The 21,809-nt window shown below is 58.8% G+C and carries 21 protein-coding genes; 4 read left to right on the plus strand and 17 right to left on the minus strand.

Going from position 1 to position 21,809, the window contains the following annotated elements:
- Positions 1-25: 25 nt before the first annotated feature.
- The 15 genes from rnhB to rpsB form a co-directional block, all read right to left on the minus strand.
- Positions 26-619 (minus strand): ribonuclease HII, encoded by a 594-nt coding sequence (rnhB, locus tag ACJ8QF_RS15195; protein WP_015378890.1) that lies wholly within the window; start codon positions 617-619, stop codon positions 26-28.
- The gene (lpxB, locus tag ACJ8QF_RS15200) at positions 616-1,764 is read right to left on the minus strand and encodes a lipid-A-disaccharide synthase (protein WP_442537662.1); all 1,149 of its coding nucleotides are present in this window, start codon (positions 1,762-1,764) and stop codon (positions 616-618) included. Before lpxB ends, rnhB begins: the two co-directional genes overlap by 4 nt.
- 3 nt (positions 1,765-1,767) lie before the next feature.
- Positions 1,768-2,556 carry an acyl-ACP--UDP-N-acetylglucosamine O-acyltransferase gene (gene lpxA, locus ACJ8QF_RS15205; RefSeq protein ID WP_004931964.1) on the minus strand — a complete coding sequence of 263 codons (789 nt, stop codon included), beginning with the start codon at positions 2,554-2,556 and terminating at the stop codon, positions 1,768-1,770.
- A 3-nt stretch (positions 2,557-2,559) separates the two neighbouring features.
- On the minus strand, positions 2,560-3,015 hold the full coding sequence (gene fabZ, locus ACJ8QF_RS15210; protein ID WP_004931962.1) for a 3-hydroxyacyl-ACP dehydratase FabZ: 456 nt from the start codon (positions 3,013-3,015) through the stop codon (positions 2,560-2,562).
- A gap of 160 nt (positions 3,016-3,175) precedes the next feature.
- A complete protein-coding gene (gene lpxD / locus ACJ8QF_RS15215; protein WP_004931959.1) occupies positions 3,176-4,198 on the minus strand; it encodes a UDP-3-O-(3-hydroxymyristoyl)glucosamine N-acyltransferase in 1,023 nt (340 codons plus the stop codon).
- A 3-nt stretch (positions 4,199-4,201) separates the two neighbouring features.
- Positions 4,202-4,699 (minus strand): molecular chaperone Skp, encoded by a 498-nt coding sequence (gene skp, locus ACJ8QF_RS15220; protein WP_004931958.1) that lies wholly within the window; start codon positions 4,697-4,699, stop codon positions 4,202-4,204.
- 156 nt (positions 4,700-4,855) lie between these two features.
- Positions 4,856-7,282 (minus strand): outer membrane protein assembly factor BamA, encoded by a 2,427-nt coding sequence (bamA, locus tag ACJ8QF_RS15225; RefSeq protein ID WP_004931955.1) that lies wholly within the window; start codon positions 7,280-7,282, stop codon positions 4,856-4,858.
- Positions 7,283-7,317: 35 nt separating this feature from the next.
- A complete protein-coding gene (gene rseP / locus ACJ8QF_RS15230) occupies positions 7,318-8,673 on the minus strand; it encodes a sigma E protease regulator RseP (protein ID WP_442537735.1) in 1,356 nt (451 codons plus the stop codon).
- 27 nt (positions 8,674-8,700) lie between these two features.
- Positions 8,701-9,543, minus strand: a complete 843-nt coding sequence (gene cdsA, locus ACJ8QF_RS15235; protein WP_004931949.1) for a phosphatidate cytidylyltransferase — start codon at positions 9,541-9,543, stop codon at positions 8,701-8,703.
- A gap of 9 nt (positions 9,544-9,552) precedes the next feature.
- Positions 9,553-10,311: a (2E,6E)-farnesyl-diphosphate-specific ditrans,polycis-undecaprenyl-diphosphate synthase gene (gene ispU / locus ACJ8QF_RS15240; RefSeq protein ID WP_004931947.1), complete on the minus strand. Its 759-nt coding sequence runs from the start codon at positions 10,309-10,311 to the stop codon at positions 9,553-9,555.
- Positions 10,312-10,588: 277 nt separating this feature from the next.
- The gene (ispC, locus tag ACJ8QF_RS15245) at positions 10,589-11,785 is read right to left on the minus strand and encodes a 1-deoxy-D-xylulose-5-phosphate reductoisomerase (protein WP_004931944.1); all 1,197 of its coding nucleotides are present in this window, start codon (positions 11,783-11,785) and stop codon (positions 10,589-10,591) included.
- 157 nt (positions 11,786-11,942) lie between these two features.
- Positions 11,943-12,500 carry a ribosome recycling factor gene (gene frr / locus ACJ8QF_RS15250; protein WP_004931943.1) on the minus strand — a complete coding sequence of 186 codons (558 nt, stop codon included), beginning with the start codon at positions 12,498-12,500 and terminating at the stop codon, positions 11,943-11,945.
- A gap of 118 nt (positions 12,501-12,618) precedes the next feature.
- Complete coding sequence (gene pyrH / locus ACJ8QF_RS15255; protein WP_004931940.1) at positions 12,619-13,344, minus strand: UMP kinase; 726 nt, start codon at positions 13,342-13,344, stop codon at positions 12,619-12,621.
- A gap of 148 nt (positions 13,345-13,492) precedes the next feature.
- Entirely contained in the window at positions 13,493-14,344 is an 852-nt protein-coding gene (gene tsf, locus ACJ8QF_RS15260) for a translation elongation factor Ts (RefSeq protein WP_004931939.1), read from the minus strand.
- A 129-nt stretch (positions 14,345-14,473) separates the two neighbouring features.
- Positions 14,474-15,199, minus strand: a complete 726-nt coding sequence (gene rpsB / locus ACJ8QF_RS15265; RefSeq protein ID WP_004931937.1) for a 30S ribosomal protein S2 — start codon at positions 15,197-15,199, stop codon at positions 14,474-14,476.
- 345 nt (positions 15,200-15,544) lie between these two features.
- Between rpsB and map the strand changes: the two genes are divergently transcribed.
- From map to ACJ8QF_RS15285, 4 genes are all read left to right on the plus strand, one after another.
- The gene (gene map, locus ACJ8QF_RS15270) at positions 15,545-16,339 is read left to right on the plus strand and encodes a type I methionyl aminopeptidase (protein WP_004931936.1); all 795 of its coding nucleotides are present in this window, start codon (positions 15,545-15,547) and stop codon (positions 16,337-16,339) included.
- 73 nt (positions 16,340-16,412) lie between these two features.
- Positions 16,413-19,067, plus strand: a complete 2,655-nt coding sequence (gene glnD / locus ACJ8QF_RS15275) for a bifunctional uridylyltransferase/uridylyl-removing protein GlnD (protein WP_004931933.1) — start codon at positions 16,413-16,415, stop codon at positions 19,065-19,067.
- 42 nt (positions 19,068-19,109) lie between these two features.
- Entirely contained in the window at positions 19,110-19,934 is an 825-nt protein-coding gene (dapD, locus tag ACJ8QF_RS15280; protein ID WP_004931932.1) for a 2,3,4,5-tetrahydropyridine-2,6-dicarboxylate N-succinyltransferase, read from the plus strand.
- A gap of 129 nt (positions 19,935-20,063) precedes the next feature.
- Entirely contained in the window at positions 20,064-20,453 is a 390-nt protein-coding gene (locus ACJ8QF_RS15285) for a DUF3461 family protein (protein ID WP_004931929.1), read from the plus strand.
- 57 nt (positions 20,454-20,510) lie between these two features.
- Here the strand turns inward: ACJ8QF_RS15285 and ACJ8QF_RS15290 are convergent, their stop codons facing one another.
- The gene (locus ACJ8QF_RS15290; protein ID WP_016929894.1) at positions 20,511-20,963 is read right to left on the minus strand and encodes a flavodoxin; all 453 of its coding nucleotides are present in this window, start codon (positions 20,961-20,963) and stop codon (positions 20,511-20,513) included.
- 33 nt (positions 20,964-20,996) lie between these two features.
- On the minus strand, positions 20,997-21,767 hold the full coding sequence (gene truC / locus ACJ8QF_RS15295; RefSeq protein ID WP_350983246.1) for a tRNA pseudouridine(65) synthase TruC: 771 nt from the start codon (positions 21,765-21,767) through the stop codon (positions 20,997-20,999).
- Positions 21,768-21,809 lie beyond the last annotated feature (42 nt).

Genomic DNA, 21,809 nt, shown 5'->3' on the forward strand with positions numbered 1-21,809 from the left:
TCGTCGAGCCGGTCAGGCTCGCAGACTACAGCGCCAGCGCTCTTTTCACCGGCGCGAAACTGCGGCGATGATGCTCGGTGGCGCCCAGCGCGGCCAGCCGCTCCAGGTGGAAGGCGGTCGGGTAGCCTTTATGCTGCGCGAAACCGTAGTCCGGGTACTCGCTGTCCAGCTCGGCCATTTCGCGATCGCGCGTGACCTTCGCCAGAATGGACGCAGCGCTGATCTCCGCCACGCGGCTGTCGCCCTTCACCACCGCCTGCGAACGCATCGGCAAGCTCGGGCAACGGTTACCGTCGATTAAAACCATGTCCGGCGCGATATGCAACCCGGCCACCGCGCGCTGCATCGCCAACATGGTGGCGTGCAAAATGTTCAGTTGGTCGATTTCCGCCGGTTCGGCGCGCCCCAGGCTCCAGGAGAGCGCCTTGGCGACGATTTCGTCATACAGCGCCAGGCGGCGTTTTTCACTGAGTTTCTTGGAGTCCGCCAGACCGACGATCGGCTGCGCCGGATCGAGGATCACGGCGGCGGTGACCACCGCGCCGACCAACGGGCCGCGGCCCACTTCGTCCACACCGGCAATCAGTGTGGCAGCGGGATAGATAAAGGGTTCAATCATGCTTTCGCCAGCTCCCACACAGCCTGAGCGGCCTGTTCGTCCGCACCGCAACGGATGCTTTGGTGCAAGGTAAGGAAAGTCTGTTTCAGCGCGTCGGTTTCCGGGCTCTCTTCCAGCAGCGGCATCACGGCGGCGGCCAGTTTGTCCGGCACGCAGTCATGCTGCAGCAGTTCGGTGACGATCTCCCGCCCCGCCAGCAGATTCGGCAGCGAAACGTAAGGCGTTTTTACCAGCTTCTGCGCCAGCCAGAAAGTGAACGGCTTCATGCGATAGCCCACCACCATCGGGCACTTGGCCAGCATGCACTCCAGCGCCGCCGTACCGGATGCCAGCAGCGCCGCGTCGCTGGCGATCATCGCTTCGCGCCCCTGCCCGTTCAGCAGGTGTACGGTCAAATCCGGTGCAACCTCGGCCTTGATGCGCTCAAACTGCTCGCGCCGTTTGGCGTTGACCAGCGGCACCACCACTTCCAGCTCGGGATAACGGGTGCGCAGCAGCTGCGCGGTTTTGAGGAAATCGGCGCTCAGCATCTCGACTTCGGCGCCGCGGCTGCCCGGCAGCAAGGCCAGACAGCGCGCCTGCGGAGCGATGCCAAGCTGAGCGCGCGCCGCCAGCCGGTCGGGCTGCAACGGCATGGCGTCCGCCATGGTGTGGCCAATAAACCGGCAAGGCACGTTGAAACGATCGTAAAACGCTTTTTCGAAAGGGAGAAAGGCCAGCACCAAATCGGTGGCTTTGCCTATTTTGAAAACGCGCTTTTGCCGCCAGGCCCACACGGAAGGGCTGACGTAGTGGATGGTGCGAATGCCGCGCTGCTTGAGGCGGCCTTCCAGCGTGATGTTGAAGTCCGGCGCGTCGATGCCGACAAACACGTCCGGCCGCAGCTCACCGAAGCGGCGGGTAAGATCCTTGCGGATCTTCAACAGGCGTGGCAAACGCTCGAGCACTTCCACCACGCCCATGACCGCCAGCTCTTCCATTTCGTACCAGGCTTCGCAGCCTTCGGCCTGCATCAGCGGGCCGGCGACGCCTACGAAACGCGCGTCGGGGATCTGCGCCTTGAGCGCACGGATCAAGCCGGCGCCGAGAATGTCACCGGAGGTTTCTCCGGCGACCAGTCCGATAGTCAATGGACGATTCGACATAACTCAGCGAATGATGCCACGGGTGGAACGGGTGAAGAAATCGAGGTATTGCTGCACCACCGGCTGTTCTTTGGCCAGGGCTTCGATTTCCGCTTTCGCTTCATCCAGCGTTTTCTCGCTGCGATACAGGATTTTGTAGGCGTTGCGGATTGCCTGCATTTCATCCTTGTCAAAACCGCGGCGCTTCAGGCCGACCGCGTTGACGCCGAACGGCGTAGCGTGGTTGCCCTGAGCGATGACGAAAGGAGGCACGTCCTGAGCGACACCGGAACAACCGCCTACCATCACATGCGCGCCGATAATGCAGAACTGGTGGATCGCCGTCATGCCGCCGATGATGGCGTGATCGTCGATTTCCACATGCCCCGCCAGCGTGGCGTTGTTGGCCAGCACGCAAGCATTGCCGACCACGCAATCGTGGGCGACGTGCACGTTGACCATCAGCAGGTTGTCGTTGCCCACTTTAGTCAGGCCGGTACCCTGCGCGGTGCCGCGATGAATGGTCACGCTTTCGCGGATGCGGTTGCGATCGCCCACTTCAACGCGCGTCGGTTCGCCCGCGTATTTCAGATCCTGATTCACTTCGCCGATAGAGGCGAACTGATAAATCTGATTATCGCAGCCAATCTTGGTAATGCCGTTCACCACCACGTGGGATTTCAGCACCGTGCCGGCGCCGATTTCCACCTGAGAGCCGACGTAGCAGAAAGGGCCGATATGCACGTTGGCGCCGATCACGGCGCCTTCTTCGACTATCGCGCTAGGATGGATAAAGGCGGTTTGGTCAATCACGGATTAAGCCTCCCGGCTGCGGGCACACATCATGGTTGCTTCGCAGACAATTTTACCGTCAACGGTCGCCACGCCTTTGAAGCGAGTCAGACCGCGGCGAGTTTTCTCGAAGGTGACTTCCATGACCATCTGATCGCCTGGCACCACAGGGCGCTTGAAGCGTGCTTCGTCGATACCGGCGAAGTAATACAGCTCGCCCGGCTCCAGTTTGCCGACGCTTTTAAACGCCAGGATACCGGTGGCCTGCGCCATGGCTTCCAGGATCAATACGCCTGGGAAAATCGGTTTGCCAGGGAAATGGCCCTGGAAAAACGGTTCATTCACCGATACGTTTTTCACCGCACGCAGATATTTGTGCTCTTCAAACTCGAGGACGCGGTCGACCAGCAAGAACGGGTAACGGTGAGGAAGCAGATCCAAAATTTCTGCAATATCCAGAGTATGAGTGTCAGTAGTCAAAATACTCTTCCTGTCTCTAAAAACTGATGGCATCAACAACACGGCCTGCGCTGACCCCAAAAGGAGATCATCATGCAGGCCGCAAATTAACATCTCTTTGCGCTTTTGGTCTCACGACCAACGCGTTTCGTTTTGTACCCGCCAGGGCGGGCGGCAATGATTAGTCTTTTCCGACTTTACGTTCGACAGCTTTCAAGCGTTTGCTGATCTCATCGATATTCATCACCAACGCAGCGGTTTTACGCCAAACCTTGTTAGGCTGCAACGGAATGCCCGAAGAGTATACCCCAGGTTCGGTGATTGGTCGCATAACCATTCCCATTCCGGTAACAACAACCTTGTCGGCGATCTCCATGTGACCGTTGATCACGCTGGCACCGCCGATCTGGCAGTAGCGGCCGATTTTCAGGCTGCCGGCCATGATCACACCGCCGGCGACGGCGGTATTGTCGCCAATCACGACGTTATGTGCAATCTGACATTGGTTGTCGATGATAACACCATTCCCGATTTGGGTGTTATCCAAAGCGCCGCGGTCAATGGTGGTGCAAGCGCCGATTTCGACGCGATCGCCGATAATCACCGTGCCCAACTGAGGGATTTTGATCCACTCGCCGCGCTCGTTCGCATAGCCGAAACCGTCCGCGCCAATCACGGTGCCGGACTGGATCAGGCAGCGCTGGCCGATTTCAACCGCATGATAAATTGTGACATTCGCCCACAGACGCGTTCCCGCGCCGATGCGTGCGTGTTTGCCGATGAAGCAGCCCGGGCCGATAACCACGTTATCGCCAAGCACCGCACCCGACTCAATCACCGCGTTCGCCCCAATGGCGACGTTCTGCCCCAGCTGCGCTTCAGGCGAGATCACCGCGCTTGGCGCGATATCCTGCGCTGGTGCCGGCGTAGTGTCCATCAGTTGCGCCATGCGCGCGTAGGTCAGATAAGGGTTTTTAACCACCAGCGCCGCAGCACGGCAGTGTGGTAAATCCGCTTCGGTAAGCACCACGGCGCTTGCCTGGCAGGAAGACAGCTGCTCTTGATAGCGGCTGTTTGACAAAAACGTGATTTGGCCAGGCTGTGCCGAATGCATAGAAGCAATGCCGGTGATGACGAGATCGCCATCACCGTGCAATTGTGCATCCAACTGCTGCGCTAAATCAGCCAGTCGAATTGAAAGCATGTGTTATTTAACCTGTTTCAGCACGTCAGCAGTGATATCTTTGGAAGAGTCTGCATAGGCAACGGCGTTGGCGTCGATCACCACGTCATAACCGCCTTTGCTGGCGACAGATTTCACCGCGTCCTGAATACGGCTCAGGATCTTGTTACGTTCTTCCATCTGGCGACGGCGGTTGTCCTGCTCGAAGGCCTGGGCTTTCTGAGAGAACTGCTCGCGTTGCGCCATCACGTCTTTTTCCAACTTGCTGCGGTCGCTGGCTTTCATGGTAGCGCCGTCACGCTGCAGACGTTGCATTTTGGTCTGCAGGCTACGTTCCATGTTCTGGAGTTCGCTTGCACGGCCTTTAAACTCGTTTTCCAGCTGTTTAGCGACCGCTTCGCGGGCCGGCAGCTGTTGGAAAATGCTGGAGACGTTAACGACAGCGATCTTATCTGCTGCCTGAACGCCAGCTGAAGCAGCCATTGCTAAACCGAGGCCTGCGGCACACAACCACTTTTTCACTATAAACTCCTTACCATCACCCATTTGTGTCATATGACACTGAAGTACACAATTTGCCAGACTTGTCCCACCAAACAATGAGAATCATCTCCCTCTGCCGGCGGGCGCCTGGCCATTGCGATTCTTAATAACTGTTATGCCCAGAGGCGAGACCCGTTACCAGGTCTTACCGATGTTAAACTGGAACTGTTCGGACTTGTCGCCTTCGTATTTCTTGATCGGGTTGGCGTAAGAGAACACCAATGGCCCCAATGGCGACATCCACTGCAGCGCGATACCGGCGGAAGAACGAATATTGCTGGCCTTGCTGTAGTCCGGCACGCCGTACATCAGCGTTTCGTCGGTATTCTTCCACTTGGTATCCCACACGGTACCGGCATCGATGAACAGCGAGGTCCGCACCGAGTTGGCGTATTTCTCGCTGATGAACGGCGTCGGGGTGATCAGCTCCAGGCTGGCGACCGCCATGGCGTTACCGCCCACCGCGTCATCCGAGCTACAAATGCTCTGACGCGAGGTCGTGCTGCCGGCGTTGAACTGACACTGGTACGAGTTGGAGTTGTAGTACACCGCCTTCGGACCAATGGTGTTGGACTGGAAGCCGCGCACGGTGCTCGAACCACCGGCGTAGAAGTTCTCGTAGAACGGCATTTCCTTGCCGCCCAACCCATCCGCGTAACCCAGACGGCCACGGCCCAACAGCACCCAGGTGCGATCGTCGTTGATCGGCACGTACTGTACGCTGTCCAGCGTCACCTTGTAGTATTCGTTGTCCGAGCCCGGAATGGTGACCTTACCGTTCAACGTGGTGCGGTTACCCGAGGTCGGGAAGTAGCCGCGGTCCAGGTTGTTGTAGGTCCAGCCCAGGTTCAACGTAAAGTCGTCGGTCGAGTAGCTGGCGCGGTCGGTTTTGTTCGCATCCACGCCCATCGAGTCGAGGTAACGCCACATGGCGATCTGCGGCTGCATGTTCGACAGGCCGTTGTGGACGTAGCCCAGGCCGGTACGCAACGAGTTGTTTTCGTTGATCGGGAAGCCCAGCGTGCCGTCGATACCGTAACTCTTGTTGGTATAGTCCGACAGATCCGCGTCATCCGCCTTAAAGTCGTTGTAGAAGATGCGGCCGCCCAGGCTCACACCGTCAACGGTGAAGTACGGGTTGGTGACCGACAGTTCGGTATAGGTCTGATAGTCGTTCTTGGTGCCGCTGATGCCGACCGAGTACCCGGTACCCAACCAGTTATCCTGCTGCACGCCCGCCTGGAAGCTGACGCCGCTCTCGGTGCCGTAACCGACGCCGAAGTTGAAGGTACCGGTGTTGCGTTCTTTCACCTTGTAGGTCACATCGACCTGATCGGCGGTGCCCGGCACGCGCTGGGTTTCCACGTCAACCGTTTCGAAGTAGCCCAGACGGTTCAGACGCTCTTTGCCCTGCTCGACCTGCTCGTTGCCGAGCCAGGCGCCTTCCATCTGGCGCATTTCGCGACGCAGTACGGAATCCTTGCTGGTGTCGTTGCCTTCGAACTTGATGCGACGCACGTAGAAGCGGTTGCCCGCGTCAACGTTGACGTGCAGTTTGACGGTTTTATCCGCGTCGTTGATCTCAGGCTGAGTGCCGACGCGCGGGTAGGCGTAACCATAACGGCCCAACATCGTTTTGATGTTGTCTTCCATTTTGGTCACCTTGCTGCCGTTGTACAGCTCGCCTGGCTCGATTTTGGTGATCTGAGCGACTTCCGCCGAGTGGCCGGCCAGATTGCCGTTCACGACAACATCGGAAAGCTTGTACTGCTCGCCTTCGGTGATGTTGATGGTGATGTAGATGCCTTTTTTATCCGGCGTCAGGCTCACCTGGGTAGAATCGATGTTGAAGCGGGCATAGCCGCGATCCAGATAGAAGCTGCGCAGGGTTTCGAGATCGCCCGCCAGTTTTTGCTTCTGGTATTTGCGATCGCCGACCAGGTTCCACCATGGCACTTCGTCACGCAGTTGGAAGCGTGAGATCAGTTCATCGTTGGTGAAGGCATGGTTGCCGACGATGTTGATTTGTTGAATCTTGGCGGAGACCCCTTCCGTGAACACCAGCTTCAGGTCGACACGGTTGCGCGGCAACGGCGTGACTACGGCTTTCACCGAGGCGCTGTATTTACCGACGCTGTAGTAGAAGTCTTCCAGCCCTTTTTCAATGCTGGAGATCGTGGTGCGGTCGAGCGCCTCGCCCACCCGGACGCCGGAGGCTTCCAGGTTCTGCTTGAGCATGTCATCCTTCACCGACTTGTTGCCGGAGAAAGTGATGCTGGCGATGGTAGGACGTTCCTTCACCTGCACGATCAAGGTATTACCATCGCGCAGTACGCGCACGTCCTCGAAGTTGCCGGTGGCAAACAAGGCACGGATGGTATTACTGATGTCATCGTCAGTGACGGTATCGCCGACGCGAACCGGCATGTTGAGTAACGCCGCACCGACGGCGACTCGCTGCAGGCCTTCGAAATGAATGTCTTTCACTACGAACCCGTCTGCACCGTATACGGTGGCGCTGCCAAACAGCAGCGACGCTATGAGCAACTTTTTCATCGCCATCGTTGTTATGCGTTCTTCCTAACCTATCCCCGCCCCTAAAGGCGGGAAAAATCATTGAAAAGTGCAAGACCCATCAACAACACCAGCACGATCGAACCTATGCGGTAGCTGTAGTCCTGTACTCGCTCGGAAACCGGCCCACCCTTCAGCTTTTCTATCGCCAGGAAGAGGAGATGCCCACCATCTAACACCGGTAATGGGAACAGGTTGATGATACCCAGGTTGACGCTAATCAACGCCAGGAACATCAGATAATACACGAACCCGACTCCGGCTGACGCCCCAGCTCCCTGTGCAATCGAGATCGGGCCACTCAGGTTGTTCAGCTTTACATCACCGGTTATTAATTTGCCCAGCATGTTGACCGTCAGCCGCATCAGCTGCCAGGTCTTGTCGCCGGCCTGATACAGCGCCGGGAACGGTCCATACTGGCGAATCGTTTTATACTCGTCCGGCAGCGGCAGCACTTTTGGAATGATGCCTGCAAACCCCACCGATTTGTCTTTTCCCACCGGCTTTTTATCCGGTATCAGCGTCAAAGACAAGGGGGCGCCGTTTCTTTCAATCTCCAAAGCCAGCGGTTGCCCCGGGCCATCGTGGATACGCTTCACCAGCGTCTGCCAACGACCCAACGGCTGACCATCGACTTTAACGATCCTGTCCCCCGCTTGTAAACCCGCCTTTTGCGCCGCCGAGTTAGGCTGCACTTCCGCCAACACGGATTCGATCTGCGGGCCGCGCGGCATAATGCCCAGCGCGACAACGGGATCCTGCTTGTCCGGTTCAAAGTTCCACTGGCGCAAGTCCAGGGTTTTGGTCACCACCTGCGAAGAGCCGAACGGCGCGACGCCGACCTCGGTTTGCGCATCGCCAATCTTCGCCACCAGCGCCAGACGAACTGACTCCCAATCAGGCGTTTCGATGCCGTCAACCGACTTTAGTTCCATGCCAGACGAAATTTCGGCCTTGGCGGCGATGGATTGCGGCGCGATTTCGCCGATCACCGGGCGGAAACTCGGCACGCCGATGATGAACACCAGCCAATAGGCAAGGATAGCAAACAGGAAGTTGGCGATGGGGCCGGCGCTGATGATGGCCGCGCGCTGCCAGACGGTTTTGTTGTTGAAGGCCTGATGGCGCATTTCCGGCGCCACCGACTCCACGCGCTCGTCCAGCATCTTCACGTAGCCACCGAGCGGAATCAAAGCGATGACGTACTCGGTGCCCTGGCGATCGGTGCGGCGCCACAGCGCCCGGCCGAAGCCGATGGAGAAGCGTTCAACGCGCACGCCGCAACGACGGGCAACCCAAAAGTGTCCGAACTCGTGCACGGTAATCAAAATACCGAGCGCAATCAGAAACGCCACCAGGTTCCAAAGCACGCTGACCATCATCCCTCACTTTCCGTCATTGACGGATTAAAACACCAACAGCATCAGGCAGGCAAACACCGGCACCGCCGCGGTCAGGCTGTCGATACGATCCAGTATGCCGCCGTGACCGGGAATCAAATGACCGCTGTCCTTGATGCCCGCTTCGCGTTTGAACATGCTTTCGGTCAAATCGCCCAGCACCGAAGCCAGCGCGGCGATCACCGAACAGGCCAGCAGCGTGGTCGGCACCACGTTCAGCGGCGCGTAGCGGCCGAACAGCCAGGAAATAACCGCCGATGTCAGCAGCCCGCCGATCAACCCTTCCCAGGTTTTACCCGGCGAGACCTTCGGCGCCAGCTTATGCTTGCCGAACAGCTTGCCGAACATATAGGCGCCGGAATCCGCGCCCCACACCAGCAGCATCACGTACAGCAGCCACCAGGCGCCGGTAAACGGGTTTTGCTCATAGCCGAACTGGCGCAGCGCCAGCATGCCCCAAAAAAACGGCACGATGGTCAGCAGGCCGAACAGCAGGCGCAGCGGGCGCGAATTGCGCCAGATGGCGGCCGAGCCGGGGTAAAACAGCACCAGCAGCAGCGCCGCCAGCCACCAGGCCAGCGACAGCCACAGCGAGCCGCTTACCTGCGGCACGGATTGATGGTAGGCGGGAACGCTGAGCATCATCAGCGCCAGCAGAAAACCGCACAGTATCGCCAGCCAGATGCGCTGCGAACGGGAGGTAAAACCGGCCAGTTGGCCCCACTCCCAGGCTGCTAACATGCACACGACGAGCGTTACCAGAGCAAAGGCCAGCGGCGGCAACAGGAACAGCGCCGCGATAACGATCGGGATTAAAATCAGAGCAGTTATGAGGCGATACTTCAGCAAAAGTTCTCCCTAGGACGCATCGGCGCCGATAGGTGTTGTTCCCCCGAAGCGGCGCTCACGTTGTGCAAATGCATTCAGCGCACCTTCAAAGACAAGTTCATCGAAATCAGGCCAGAGCACATCAGTAAAGTAAAGTTCAGCATAGGCGATTTGCCACAGCAGGAAGTTACTGATGCGATGCTCGCCACCGGTGCGGATAACCAGATCCACCGGCGCCAGGTCGCTCATGCAAACCCGTTCGCTCAATAATTCCTCGCTGATCTGATCCGGGTGCAACTCCCCGCCCCGAACCTGCTCGGCCAGTTCCCTTACTCCCTGAATGATATCCCAACGGCCGCCGTAGTTGGCAGCGATATTGAGCGTCAGGCCATCGTTATTTTCCGTCAGTGCTTCAGAGCGGCGGATCCGCTCCTGCAAACGCGCGCTGAACCGGCTAATATCGCCGATCACCCGCAGCCTGACGTTATGTTTATGCAGGCTTTTTACTTCACTATCCAAAGCGCGGACAAAAAGCTCCATCAGGGCAGAGACTTCCTGCACCGGACGGTTCCAGTTTTCGCTGCTGAAGGCATAAAGCGTGAGTGCATCTAAATGGTGGCTGGCGGCAAAACTGACCGCGCGGCGAACCGATTTCACCCCTGCTTTATGACCGAAGACACGTAACTTGCCCTGACGTTTGGCCCAGCGTCCGTTACCGTCCATGATAATGGCGACATGGCGCGGCCCCGGGGAAGATGGATTAGCCTCTTGTTGGTTTGCGGACGACATAACTCGTACTTATTTCCTCAATAGAAATATAACTGCCTTTCCGGAACATCAGACCCTTACGCGCAAAAAAAGCCGTGTGCCCGACACGGCTTTCAGCCTGCCCTCGCGATACCCGACGCAGCCGGGTCGCCATTGGCGCACAAGGCGCCAATCGAGCCATAATTCAACGGTATAACCGCTGACAGGTGGCGCAGACTATACCACCTCAGCGGGGCATGAACAAACGGCCCCGCGGCGGCACGCGCGAATTACGAGCAAAATCGGATAATCGCCGTGATCAGCCGCACAACGCGCGAACGCGTTCCTCGGCGGCGGCGCGCGCCTGGCGGTCAATGTCTAAGACCGCTTCGATGCTGGTCGGTTCCTGCAGCGCGAGACGCTCCACCACCTGGCGATTGACCGCCGCAATGTCGGTAAAGCGAATCTGCTGCTGCAAAAATGCCGCCACGGCGATTTCATTGGCCGCGTTCAGCGCGGTGGTCGCCGCCTGGCCGGCCTCGAACGCTTCGATCGCCAAATACAGGCAAGGATAACGTTCGCGTTCCGGTTCAGCGAAGGTCAGCGAACCGATGCGGCAGAAGTCCAGCGCTTGCACACCGGAGTTCACGCGCTGCGGATACGCCATCGCGTGGGCGATCGGCGTGCGCATATCAGGCGTACCCAGCTGCGCCAGCACGCTGCCGTCGGCATAGCGCACCATCGAGTGAATCACCGACTGCGGGTGCAGGATCACTTCCATTTGCTCGGCCGAGGCGTTAAACAGCCAGCGGGCCTCAATGTATTCCAGACCTTTGTTCATCATGGTGGCGGAGTCCACCGAGATCTTGCGGCCCATCGACCAGTTCGGGTGGGCGCAGGCTTGATCCGGCGTCATCGCGGCGAACTGTTCCAGCGGCGTGGTGCGGAACGGGCCGCCGGAGCCGGTAAGTACGATGCGCGAAACACCATGACTGTCCAGTGAAGAGTATCCCAACTGGCGCTGAATACTCTCAGGCAAACTCTGAAAAATCGCGTTGTGCTCGCTGTCGAGCGGCAGGAGTTGCGCCTGGCTTTGCCGCACCGCGTCCATAAACAGGCGGCCGCAGGTGACCAGCGACTCTTTGTTGGCCAGCAGCACCTGCTTGCCTGCACGGATCGCCGCCAGCGTCGGCAACAGCCCCGCAGCGCCAACGATGGCCGCCGTCACTTGATCGACGTCGTCCAAAGCCGCCAGTTCGCAGGCCGCTTGCTCCCCGGCCAATACCTCGGTAGCGACGCCGTTTTCCGCCAGAATGGCGCGCAGCTCGCGGGCGGCGCTTTCATCCGCCATCGCGGCGAAGGCGGGCCGGAATTCGATGCATTGCTGCGCCATAACCGCGACGTTGCGGCCGGCCACCAACGCTTTGATCGCAAAACGCTCGGGATTCGCCCTGACCACGGCCAGGGTGCTGGTCCCTACCGAGCCGGTCGAGCCAAGAATGGTCAGTTGCTTCATGAGTTCACTCTGAATAACTGTCTGATGAGATCGGAGGTGCTCCAGTGTGGAACCTTGGACAGCGCTTGTCCATGATCTTTCAGTACGATGAAACGGGATCTGCGCCACAAAAAACAAAGCGCCGCCCAGGCGACGCTTTTTTTCTGCGCGATGCTGATTAGAAATCCATCAGCTCTTTTTCTTTCTCCGCCAACGCGGCGTCGACCAGCTTGATGTAAGCGTCGGTCATTTTCTGAATCTCGTCTTGTGAACGACGTTCTTCGTCTTCGCTGATCTCTTTGTCTTTCAGCAGCGCCTTGACCTTGTCGTTGGCGTCGCGACGCACGTTACGCACCGCTACGCGGCCCTGTTCGGCTTCACCGCGTACGATCTTGATCAGATCCTTACGGCGTTCTTCGGTCAGCGGAGGCAGCGGAACGCGAATGTCAGAACCGGCGGAAGACGGGTTAAGGCCCAGATCGGAGCTCATGATCGCTTTCTCAACGGCCTGGCTCAGGCTGCGGTCGAACACGTTGATTTTCAGCGTGCGGGAGTCTTCCACGGTCACGTTGGCCAGTTGACGCAGCGGGGTAGCGGCGCCGTAGTATTCCACCATGATGCCGTCCAGAATGCTTGGCGAAGCGCGGCCGGTGCGGATCTTGCTGATTTGGTTTTTGAATGCTTCTACGCTTTTTTCCATGCGTGAATCAGCATCTTTTCTGATTTCATTAGTCACGTTGCAAACCCTTGGAAGCTGGTTACTTGGCAGGCGATACTCAAGTATAGCCCGTAATCGTACTCGGAGAGCGCGCGGCGCCTGGCGTCACGCGCTCCGAAAAGGGGTGTGAACAGCCTTATTTGCTGATCAGCGTACCTTCGTTCTCACCCATCACCACGCGGCGCAGCGCGCCAGGCTTGTTCATGTTGAACACGCGGATCGGCAGACCGTGATCGCGAGCCAGCGTAAACGCCGCCAGATCCATCACTTTCAGCTCGCGCTCCAGCACGTCCTGATAGGTTAATTGTTCATACAGCGTCGCATCCGGGTTTTTCACCGGATCGGCGGAGTAGACGCCATCCACTTTGGTGGCTTTCAGCACCACGTCCGCTTCGATCTCGATGCCGCGCAGGCAAGCAGCGGAATCGGTGGTGAAGAACGGGTTGCCGGTACCGGCGGAGAAGATCACCACGCGGTTGTTGCGCAGCAGGCTGATCGCCTCTGCCCAGCTGTAATTGTCACACACGCCGTTCAGCGGGATCGCCGACATCAGGCGGGCGTTCACATAGGCACGGTGCAGTGCATCACGCATAGCCAGGCCGTTCATCACGGTAGCCAGCATTCCCATGTGGTCGCCCACTACGCGGTTCATGCCGGCTTGCGCCAGGCCCGCGCCGCGGAACAGGTTCCCGCCGCCAATAACTACACCGACCTGAATTCCCAGTTCGACCAGCTCTTTCACTTCCTGAGCCATGCGATCCAAAACGCTGGCGTCGATACCAAAACCTTCTGCACCTTGCAGGGCTTCGCCACTCAGTTTAAGCAGAATACGCTGATATACGGGTTTTGCATTGGTTGCCATGGTGTTCTGTCCTAAGAAGCAGTATTAGTATTGGGGATTTCAGCCGATGAAACGCGCCTGAGGTGAGTATCACGCTGCAGGGCTTGCCACCGGTGTAATTCTGGCTGGATAGTATGGAACCGCCAGACGGCGGTTCCATCGACAGTCATTAAGACTGTTTGCTCATCGCGGCAACTTCAGCAGCGAAGTCGGTTTCGACTTTCTCGATGCCTTCGCCCACTTCGAAGCGAATGAAGTTGGTCACGTCAGCGTTGTGCTCTTTCAGCACCTGAGCAACGGATTTGCTCGGATCCATAACGAAAGGCTGACCGGTCAGAGAAACTTCGCCGGTGAATTTCTTCATGCGGCCTTCAACCATTTTCTCTGCGATTTCTTTCGGCTTGCCGGACTGCATGGCGATGTCCAGCTGAACCTGGTACTCTTTTTCTACCACTTCAGCAGACACGTCTTCTGGCTTCACGAACTCTGGCTTGCTCGCCGCAACGTGCATTGCGATTTGCTTAACCAGCTCTTCATCAGCGCCTTTAGCCGCAACCAGAACGCCGATACGCGCGCCGTGCAGGTAGCTGCCCAGCACTTCGCCTTCCAGGGAAGCAACGCGACGAATGTTGATGTTTTCGCCGATTTTTGCCACCAGCGCTACGCGCTCTTCTTCGAACTGTGCTTTCAGCACGTCAACGTCAGTGATTTTGCCAGCCATAGCGGCATCCAGCACTTTGTCGGCGAACGCCTGGAAACCAGCGTCTTTTGCTACGAAGTCAGTCTGGCAGTTAACTTCCAGAATGATGCCGTAGTTGCCTTCGATCTTGGTTTTGATCACGCCGTCAGCAGCCACGTTGCCTGCTTTTTTAGCGGCTTTGATCGCACCGGACTTACGCATGTTTTCGATTGCCAGTTCGATGTCGCCGTTGGATTCAACCAGCGCCTTCTTGCAATCCATCATGCCAGCGCCGGTACGCTCGCGCAGTTCTTTTACCAGGGCAGCGGTAATATCAGCCATTTCTTTTTCCTCGGTTATCTCGCGTGGAGACAGTTCTCATTCAGATAAGCAAAGGGGGCCTTAACAGGCCCCCCTAACCAACATATGTCAATACCTGGTTAATAAGGGCTCAGTGACGAGCTTGCCTTATTATTCAGCTTCTACGAAGCCTTCTTCCGCCTGAACGGCCAGATCTTGAGAACGACCTTCACGCACAGCGGCAGCAACGGCAGTCAGGTACAGGTTTACTGCACGGATTGCGTCGTCGTTACCAGGGATGATGAAGTCAACGCCGTCTGGGTTAGAGTTGGTATCAACGATAGAGAATACCGGGATACCCAGGTTGTTGGCTTCTTTGATCGCGATGTGTTCGTGATCGGCATCGATAACGAACAGTGCGTCTGGCAGGCCGCCCATGTCTTTGATACCGCCCAGGGAGTTTTCCAGCTTGGCCAGTTCACGAGTGCGCATCAGCGCTTCTTTCTTGGTCAGCTTGTCCAGGGTGCCGTCTTGAGACTGGATTTCCAGATCTTTCAAACGTTTGATGGACTGACGAACGGTTTTCCAGTTAGTCAGCATGCCGCCCAACCAGCGGTGGTTCACGAAGAACTGGTCACAGCTGTTAGCAGCGTCTTTTACCGCTTCGCTTGCTGCGCGCTTGGTACCAACGAACAGGATCTTGCCTTTACGGGAAGAGATCTTGGTCAGTTCAGCCAGAGCGGCGTTGAACATTGGTACGGTCTGCTCCAGGTTGATGATGTGAACCTTGTTACGAGCGCCGAAGATGAAAGGCTTCATTTTCGGGTTCCAGTAACGGGTCTGGTGACCAAAGTGAACACCAGCCTTGAGCATGTCGCGCATGGAAACAGTTGCCATGATTAAACCTCTATAGATTAATTGGGGTTATGCCTCCACGTATCCCATAACGCCGACCCTGGCGGCGACAAGTCACCTCAGGGCACCCCGGCGGATGTGCCGATACGTGTGTGTTATTTACACAAAATGAGTGCAGTTAAAGTATTTTCGGCCGATTCCCGCCAGGCCACAAGAACCAAGTCGCGGATCGCCGGCGCGCTTTATACCATAAACCCGCCGCCGACACCAACTTTTGTTGCGTTTCGCCGGGCGTCAGGAAATGAAATTTGGCAGCCCCCGGCCGGGCTGATACCATAAGTCACTGCTTCTTATTGTCGACGATAACGACACCTGCGGACGAATTTCATGGCAATCTCAATTAAAACACCTGATGACATCCAAAAAATGCGCGTGGCCGGCCGCCTGGCCGCCGAAGTGCTGGAGATCATCGAGCCGCACGTCAAACCTGGCGTGACCACCGGCGAACTGGACCGTATCTGTCACGAGTACATCACCAACGAGCAGCAGGCCATCTCCGCCTGCCTCGGCTACCACGGCTTCCCGAAATCCGTGTGCATCTCGGTGAACGAAGTGGTGTGCCACGGCATCCCGAGCGACGACAAAACGCTGAAAGACGGCGACATCGTCAACATCGACGTGACCGTGATTAAAGACGGTTTCCACGGCGACACCTCGAAGATGTTCATCGTCGGCAAACCGACCATTCTGGGCGAGCGCCTGTGCCGCGTCACTCAGGAAAGCCTGTATCTGGCGCTGAAGATGGTCAAACCGGGCATCCGTCTGCGCACCCTGGGCAAGGCCATCCAGCAATTCGTCGAGGCCGAGAAATTCTCCGTGGTGCGCGAGTACTGCGGCCACGGCATCGGCGAAGTGTTCCATGAAGAGCCGCAGGTATTGCACTATGACGCGGACGACGGCGGCGTGGTGCTGCAGGCGGGCATGGCCTTCACCATCGAACCGATGGTCAACGCCGGCGACTACCGCATCCGCACCATGAAAGACGGCTGGACGGTAAAAACCAAAGATCGCAGCTTGTCGGCGCAGTATGAGCATACTATTGTGGTCACTGATAACGGCTGCGAGATAATGACGTTGCGCAAGGATGACACCATCCCCAACATCATTACGCACGAGATGTAAGCACCGCGGCGCACGCCGCGTGCAGAATGTCACCAGGCCGGCTTATGCCGGCCTTTTTTATGGGCTGCGCACTATGTCTGACAATCTCCTTCAACCGGCCGTGCCGATGCCGCCCGCCTCTCCCAGCGTCTACGGCGACGACGAGCTCACCTGCCCGCTGCTGAAACAGCGGCTGGAGCAGTTCCAGCTGTGGCTGGCGGCGGCGTTCGACGCCGGATCCAGCGCCGAAAGCCTGGTGGCGGCGCGCAGCGACTTCATCGATCGCCTGCTGCGCCGGCTGTGGACGTTCTACGGCTTTGAAGATATCCCGGAAACCGCGCTGGTGGCGGTCGGCGGCTACGGCCGCGGCGAGCTGCATCCGCTGTCGGATATCGACGTGCTGGTGCTCAGCCAGCGCCGGCTGACGGAGCAACAGTCGCAGCGGGTCGGCGAATTCATCACCCTGCTGTGGGATCTCAAGCTGGAGGTGGGCCACAGCGTGCGCACCCTGGAAGAGTGTCTGCTGGAAGGGCTGGCGGATCTGACCGTGGCCACCAACCTGATCGAATCGCGCATGATCTGCGGCGACGTTGCGCTGTTCCTGCAGATGCAAAAGCATATCTTCAGCGACGGCTTTTGGCCTTCGCCGCAGTTCTTCCACGCCAAGATCAGCGAGCAGCAGGAGCGTCATCAGCGCTACCACGGCACCAGCTATAACCTGGAACCGGATATCAAAAGCAGCCCCGGTGGCCTGCGTGACATCCACACGCTGCTGTGGGTGGCGCGTCGCCACTTCGGCGCCACCTCGCTGGACGAAATGGTCGGCTTCGGTTTCCTCACCCAGGCCGAGCGCAACGAGCTGAACGAATGTCAGAGCTTCCTGTGGCGCATCCGCTTTGCGCTGCATCTGGTGCTGCCGCGTTACGACAACCGTCTGCTGTTCGATCGTCAGCTCAGCGTGGCGCAGCTGCTGCGCTATGAAGGCGAAGGCAACGAGCCGGTCGAGCGCATGATGAAAGACTTCTACCGCATGACGCGGCGCGTCAGCGAGCTGAACCACATGCTGCTGCAGCTGTTCGACGAAGCCATCCTGGCGCTGGACGCCACCGAAAAGCCGCGTCCGCTGAACGACGATTTCCAGCTGCGCGGCGATCTGATCGACCTGCGCGACGAAACGCTGTTTATCCGCGAGCCGCAAGCCATCATGCGCATGTTCTACCTGATGGTGCGCAACCGCGAGATCAAGGGCATTTATTCCACCACCGTGCGCCAGCTGCGCCACGCGCGCCGCCACCTGAAACAGCCGCTGTGCACCATCCCGGAAGCGCGCGATCTGTTTATGGCCATCCTGCGCCACCCCGGCGCGGTGTCGCGCGCGCTGGTGCCGATGCACCGTCACAGCGTGCTGTGGGCCTATATGCCGCAGTGGGGCAAGATCGTCGGGCAGATGCAGTTCGATCTGTTCCACGCCTATACCGTCGACGAACACACCATCCGCGTGCTACAGAAGCTGGAGAGCTTCGCCGAGCCTGAAACCCGGCCGCGCCATCCGCTGTGCGTGGAGCTGTACCCGCGCCTGCCGCACCCGGAACTGCTGCTGCTGGCGGCCTTGTTCCACGATATCGCCAAAGGGCGCGGCGGCGATCACTCGATCCTCGGCGCGGAAGACGTGGTGGAGTTCGCCGAACTGCACGGCCTCAACTCGCGAGAAACCCAACTGGTGGCCTGGCTGGTGCGCTGCCACCTGCTGATGTCGGTCACCGCGCAGCGCCGCGATATTCAGGATCCGACGGTGATCCAGCAGTTCAGCAGCGAAGTGCAGAGCGAAACCCGCCTGCGCTATCTGGTGTGCCTGACGGTGGCGGATATCTGCGCCACCAACGAAACCCTCTGGAACAGCTGGAAGCAGAGCCTGCTGCGCGAGCTGTATTTCGCCACCGAAAAACAGCTGCGCCGCGGCATGCAAAACAGCCCGGACCTGCGCGAACGCGTGCGCCACCATCGCCTGCAGGCGCTGGCGCTGCTGCGCATGGACAACATCGACGAAGAGGCGCTGCACCGTATCTGGAGCCGCTGCCGCGCCGACTATTTCCTGCGCCACTCGCCGAATCAGCTGGCCTGGCATGCCCGCCACCTGCTGGCCCACGACTCCACCCAGCCGCTGGTGCTGGTCAGCCGCCAGGCGACGCGCGGCGGCACCGAGATCTTCATCTGGAGCCCGGATCGCCCTTACCTGTTCGCCGCCGTCGCCGGAGAGATGGATCGCCGCAACCTGAGCGTGCACGACGCGCAGATCTTCACCAACCGCGACGGTATGGCGATGGACACCTTTATCGTGCTGGAGCCGGACGGCAGCCCGCTGGCGCAGGATCGCCACGCGGCGATCCGCCAGGCGCTGTTGCAGGCCATCACCCAGCGGGAATACCAGCCGCCGCGCGTGCGCCGGCCGTCATCCAAGCTGCGCCACTTCAGCGTGCCGACCGAGGTCACCTTCCTGCCGACCCACACCGATCGCCGCAGCTACCTGGAGCTGACCGCGCTCGATCAACCCGGCCTGCTGGCGCGGGTGGGCGAAGTGTTCGCCGATCTGGGGCTGTCGCTGCACGGCGCGCGCATTTCCACCATCGGCGAGCGGGTCGAGGATTTGTTTATCCTGGCCGACGGCGAGCGGCGCGCGCTCGACCAAGAAACGCGCAGAAAGTTGGAGCAACGGTTGACAGAGGCCCTCACCCCAAACGATAAAATGTGATACAAGTAACTTTTTACCGACAACATCAGGAAAGAGAACAGCATGCAGCAATTACAGAACGTTATTGAAAGCGCCTTCGAACGCCGTGCGGACATCACTCCGGCGAACGTAGACACCGTAACGCGCGAAGCGGTAAACCAGGTGATCGGCCTGCTGGACAGCGGCGCCCTGCGCGTCGCCGAGAAGATTGACGGTCAATGGGTCACCCATCAGTGGCTGAAGAAAGCCGTGCTGCTCTCTTTCCGCATCAACGACAACAAAGTGATGGACGGCGCGGAAACCCGCTACTACGACAAAGTGCCGATGAAATTCGCCGACTACGACGAAGCGCGCTTCCAGAAGGAAGGTTTCCGCGTCGTGCCGCCGGCCACCGTGCGCCAGGGCGCGTTCATCGCGCGCAACACCGTGCTGATGCCGTCTTACGTTAACATCGGCGCCTACGTCGACGAAGGCACCATGGTCGACACCTGGGCCACCGTCGGTTCTTGCGCGCAGATCGGCAAAAACGTTCACCTGTCCGGCGGCGTCGGCATCGGTGGCGTGCTGGAGCCGCTGCAGGCCAACCCGACCATCATCGAAGACAACTGCTTCATCGGCGCGCGTTCCGAAGTGGTGGAAGGCGTGATCGTGGAAGAAGGCTCGGTGATCTCGATGGGCGTCTACCTCGGCCAAAGCACCCGCATCTATGACCGCGAGACCGGCGAAATCCATTACGGCCGCGTGCCGGCGGGTTCGGTGGTGGTTTCCGGCAACCTGCCGTCGAAAGACGGTTCTTACAGCCTGTACTGCGCGGTGATCGTCAAGAAGGTCGACGCCAAAACGCGCGGTAAAGTCGGCATTAATGAGTTATTGCGTACTATCGACTAAATTGAAATAGCGGGTGATTCACCCGCTATTTTTTTGTCTGCGTTTCGCTGGCAGTCACAGTCGCAGATCTCGCTTTCCGCCATAATCGCAGTCGTGGAATATAACGATCACATCTAAAGAGGGCGCAGTATGTACGATAACTTGAAGAGTTTGGGCATCAATCAACCGGAAGACGTCGATCGCTATAGCCTGCGTCAAGAGGCCAACAACGACATCCTCAAGATCTATTTCCGCAAGGACAAGGGCGAGTTCTTCGCCAAGAGCGTGAAGTTCAAGTATCCGCGCCAGCGTAAAACCGTAGTGGCGGACAACGCCGGCCAGGGCTACAAGGAAATTCACGAGATCAACCCGAACCTGCGTTACGTGATCGACGAGCTGGATCAGCTGTGCCAGCGCGATCAGGTGGAAGTGGATCTGAAGCGTAAAATCCTCGACGACCTGCGCCATCTCGAAGGCGTGGTGTCGCACAAGATTGCCGAGATCGAAGCCGATCTGGAAAAACTCACCCGCGGCAAATAATGCGGATCGGTTGACCCGCATCATCGCCAAGGCGCCCTTTTGCGGCGCCTTTTTACTTTACGATTGCAGCAGAGTGCCCCACTGCTCGACCCACGGGCAGGCGGCCACTTCCGGTTCCGGCTGTTCCATCGCATCGATCTCCAGCACTTCGCCAACGCGGGTGGCGCCCTGCTCCTGCAGCAGCGCGTCGAACGCACGCCCGGCGCCGCAGAAGTTGTCATAGCTGCTGTCGCCGAGGGCGATCAGCCCATAGCGCAGCTCCGGCTGATAGCCAACCTGATCGCGGATAGCGTGGAACAGCGGCGCGATGCTGTCCGGCAGATCGCCCTGCCCGGTGGTGGAGGTGATCACCAGCGCGTAGTGCTGACGATAATACTGCCAGGCCTCCAGCGTGCCCTCTTCGAACAGTTTGACCTCATGGCCCTGCTCGCTGAGGATGTTTTGCGCCTCTTCCGCCACCAGCAGCGAATTGCCGTAGACCGTTCCCACGAAGATACCAACCTGAGCCATGGCTCCTACTCCCTTCATTACCTTTAAAAATTGTCAGCTATCCTGACCGTTAGCCGCGCTAAACTCAACCCCGGCAAGTTCAGGGAATAGCCCCGCCCAGCCGAACTGCGCCATCACCCCTTGCCAGGCGTCGTCCCAGCGCGCCGTCACCTGCAGCGGTTCGCCGGTCACCGGGTGCGTCAACTGCAGGTGGCTGGCGTGCAGCATCAAGCGCGGGCAACCGAAATGCTGCGCCATCCCGCGGTTCTGCCGCAGATCGCCGTGCTTGCTGTCGCCGATGATCGGATGGCGAAGATGCGCCATATGGCGCCGCAGCTGATGTTTGCGGCCGGTTTCCGGCTGCAGTTCCACTAGGCTGTACCGCGCGCTGTCGTAGCGGCCGACGGCCACCGGCATCTCCACCTGCGCCAACGGCCGGTAGTGCGTTACCGCCGGCTGCGGCCCCTTATCGGCATCGGCATGTTTATCGGCGATTTTGTCCAGTTCCGCCGTCAGCGGATAATCGAGAGTCGCCCCCTCCTGCACGTAACCCCGCACCACCGCATGGTAGGTTTTCTGCACCTGATGTTGTTCGAACTGCTGCGACAGCAGGCGCGCCACCTCGCTGGACAGCGCCATCAGCAGCACGCCGGAGGTCGGGCGATCGAGACGGTGCACGGTAAAAACGTGCTGCCCGAGCTGATCGCGCACCGTCTGCATCATAAAGCGGGTTTCATGACGATCCAGCCAACTGCGGTGCACCAACCAACCCGACGGCTTGTTCACCGCCACCAGGTGTTCATCCTGATATAAAATCTCAATCACATCACGTTCCCAGGTCAATAACCGTTTCGGGCGCGAGTATAA

The organism is Serratia sp. CY81684, from assembly GCF_052166595.1.
Lineage (GTDB): Bacteria > Pseudomonadota > Gammaproteobacteria > Enterobacterales > Enterobacteriaceae > Serratia > Serratia nematodiphila.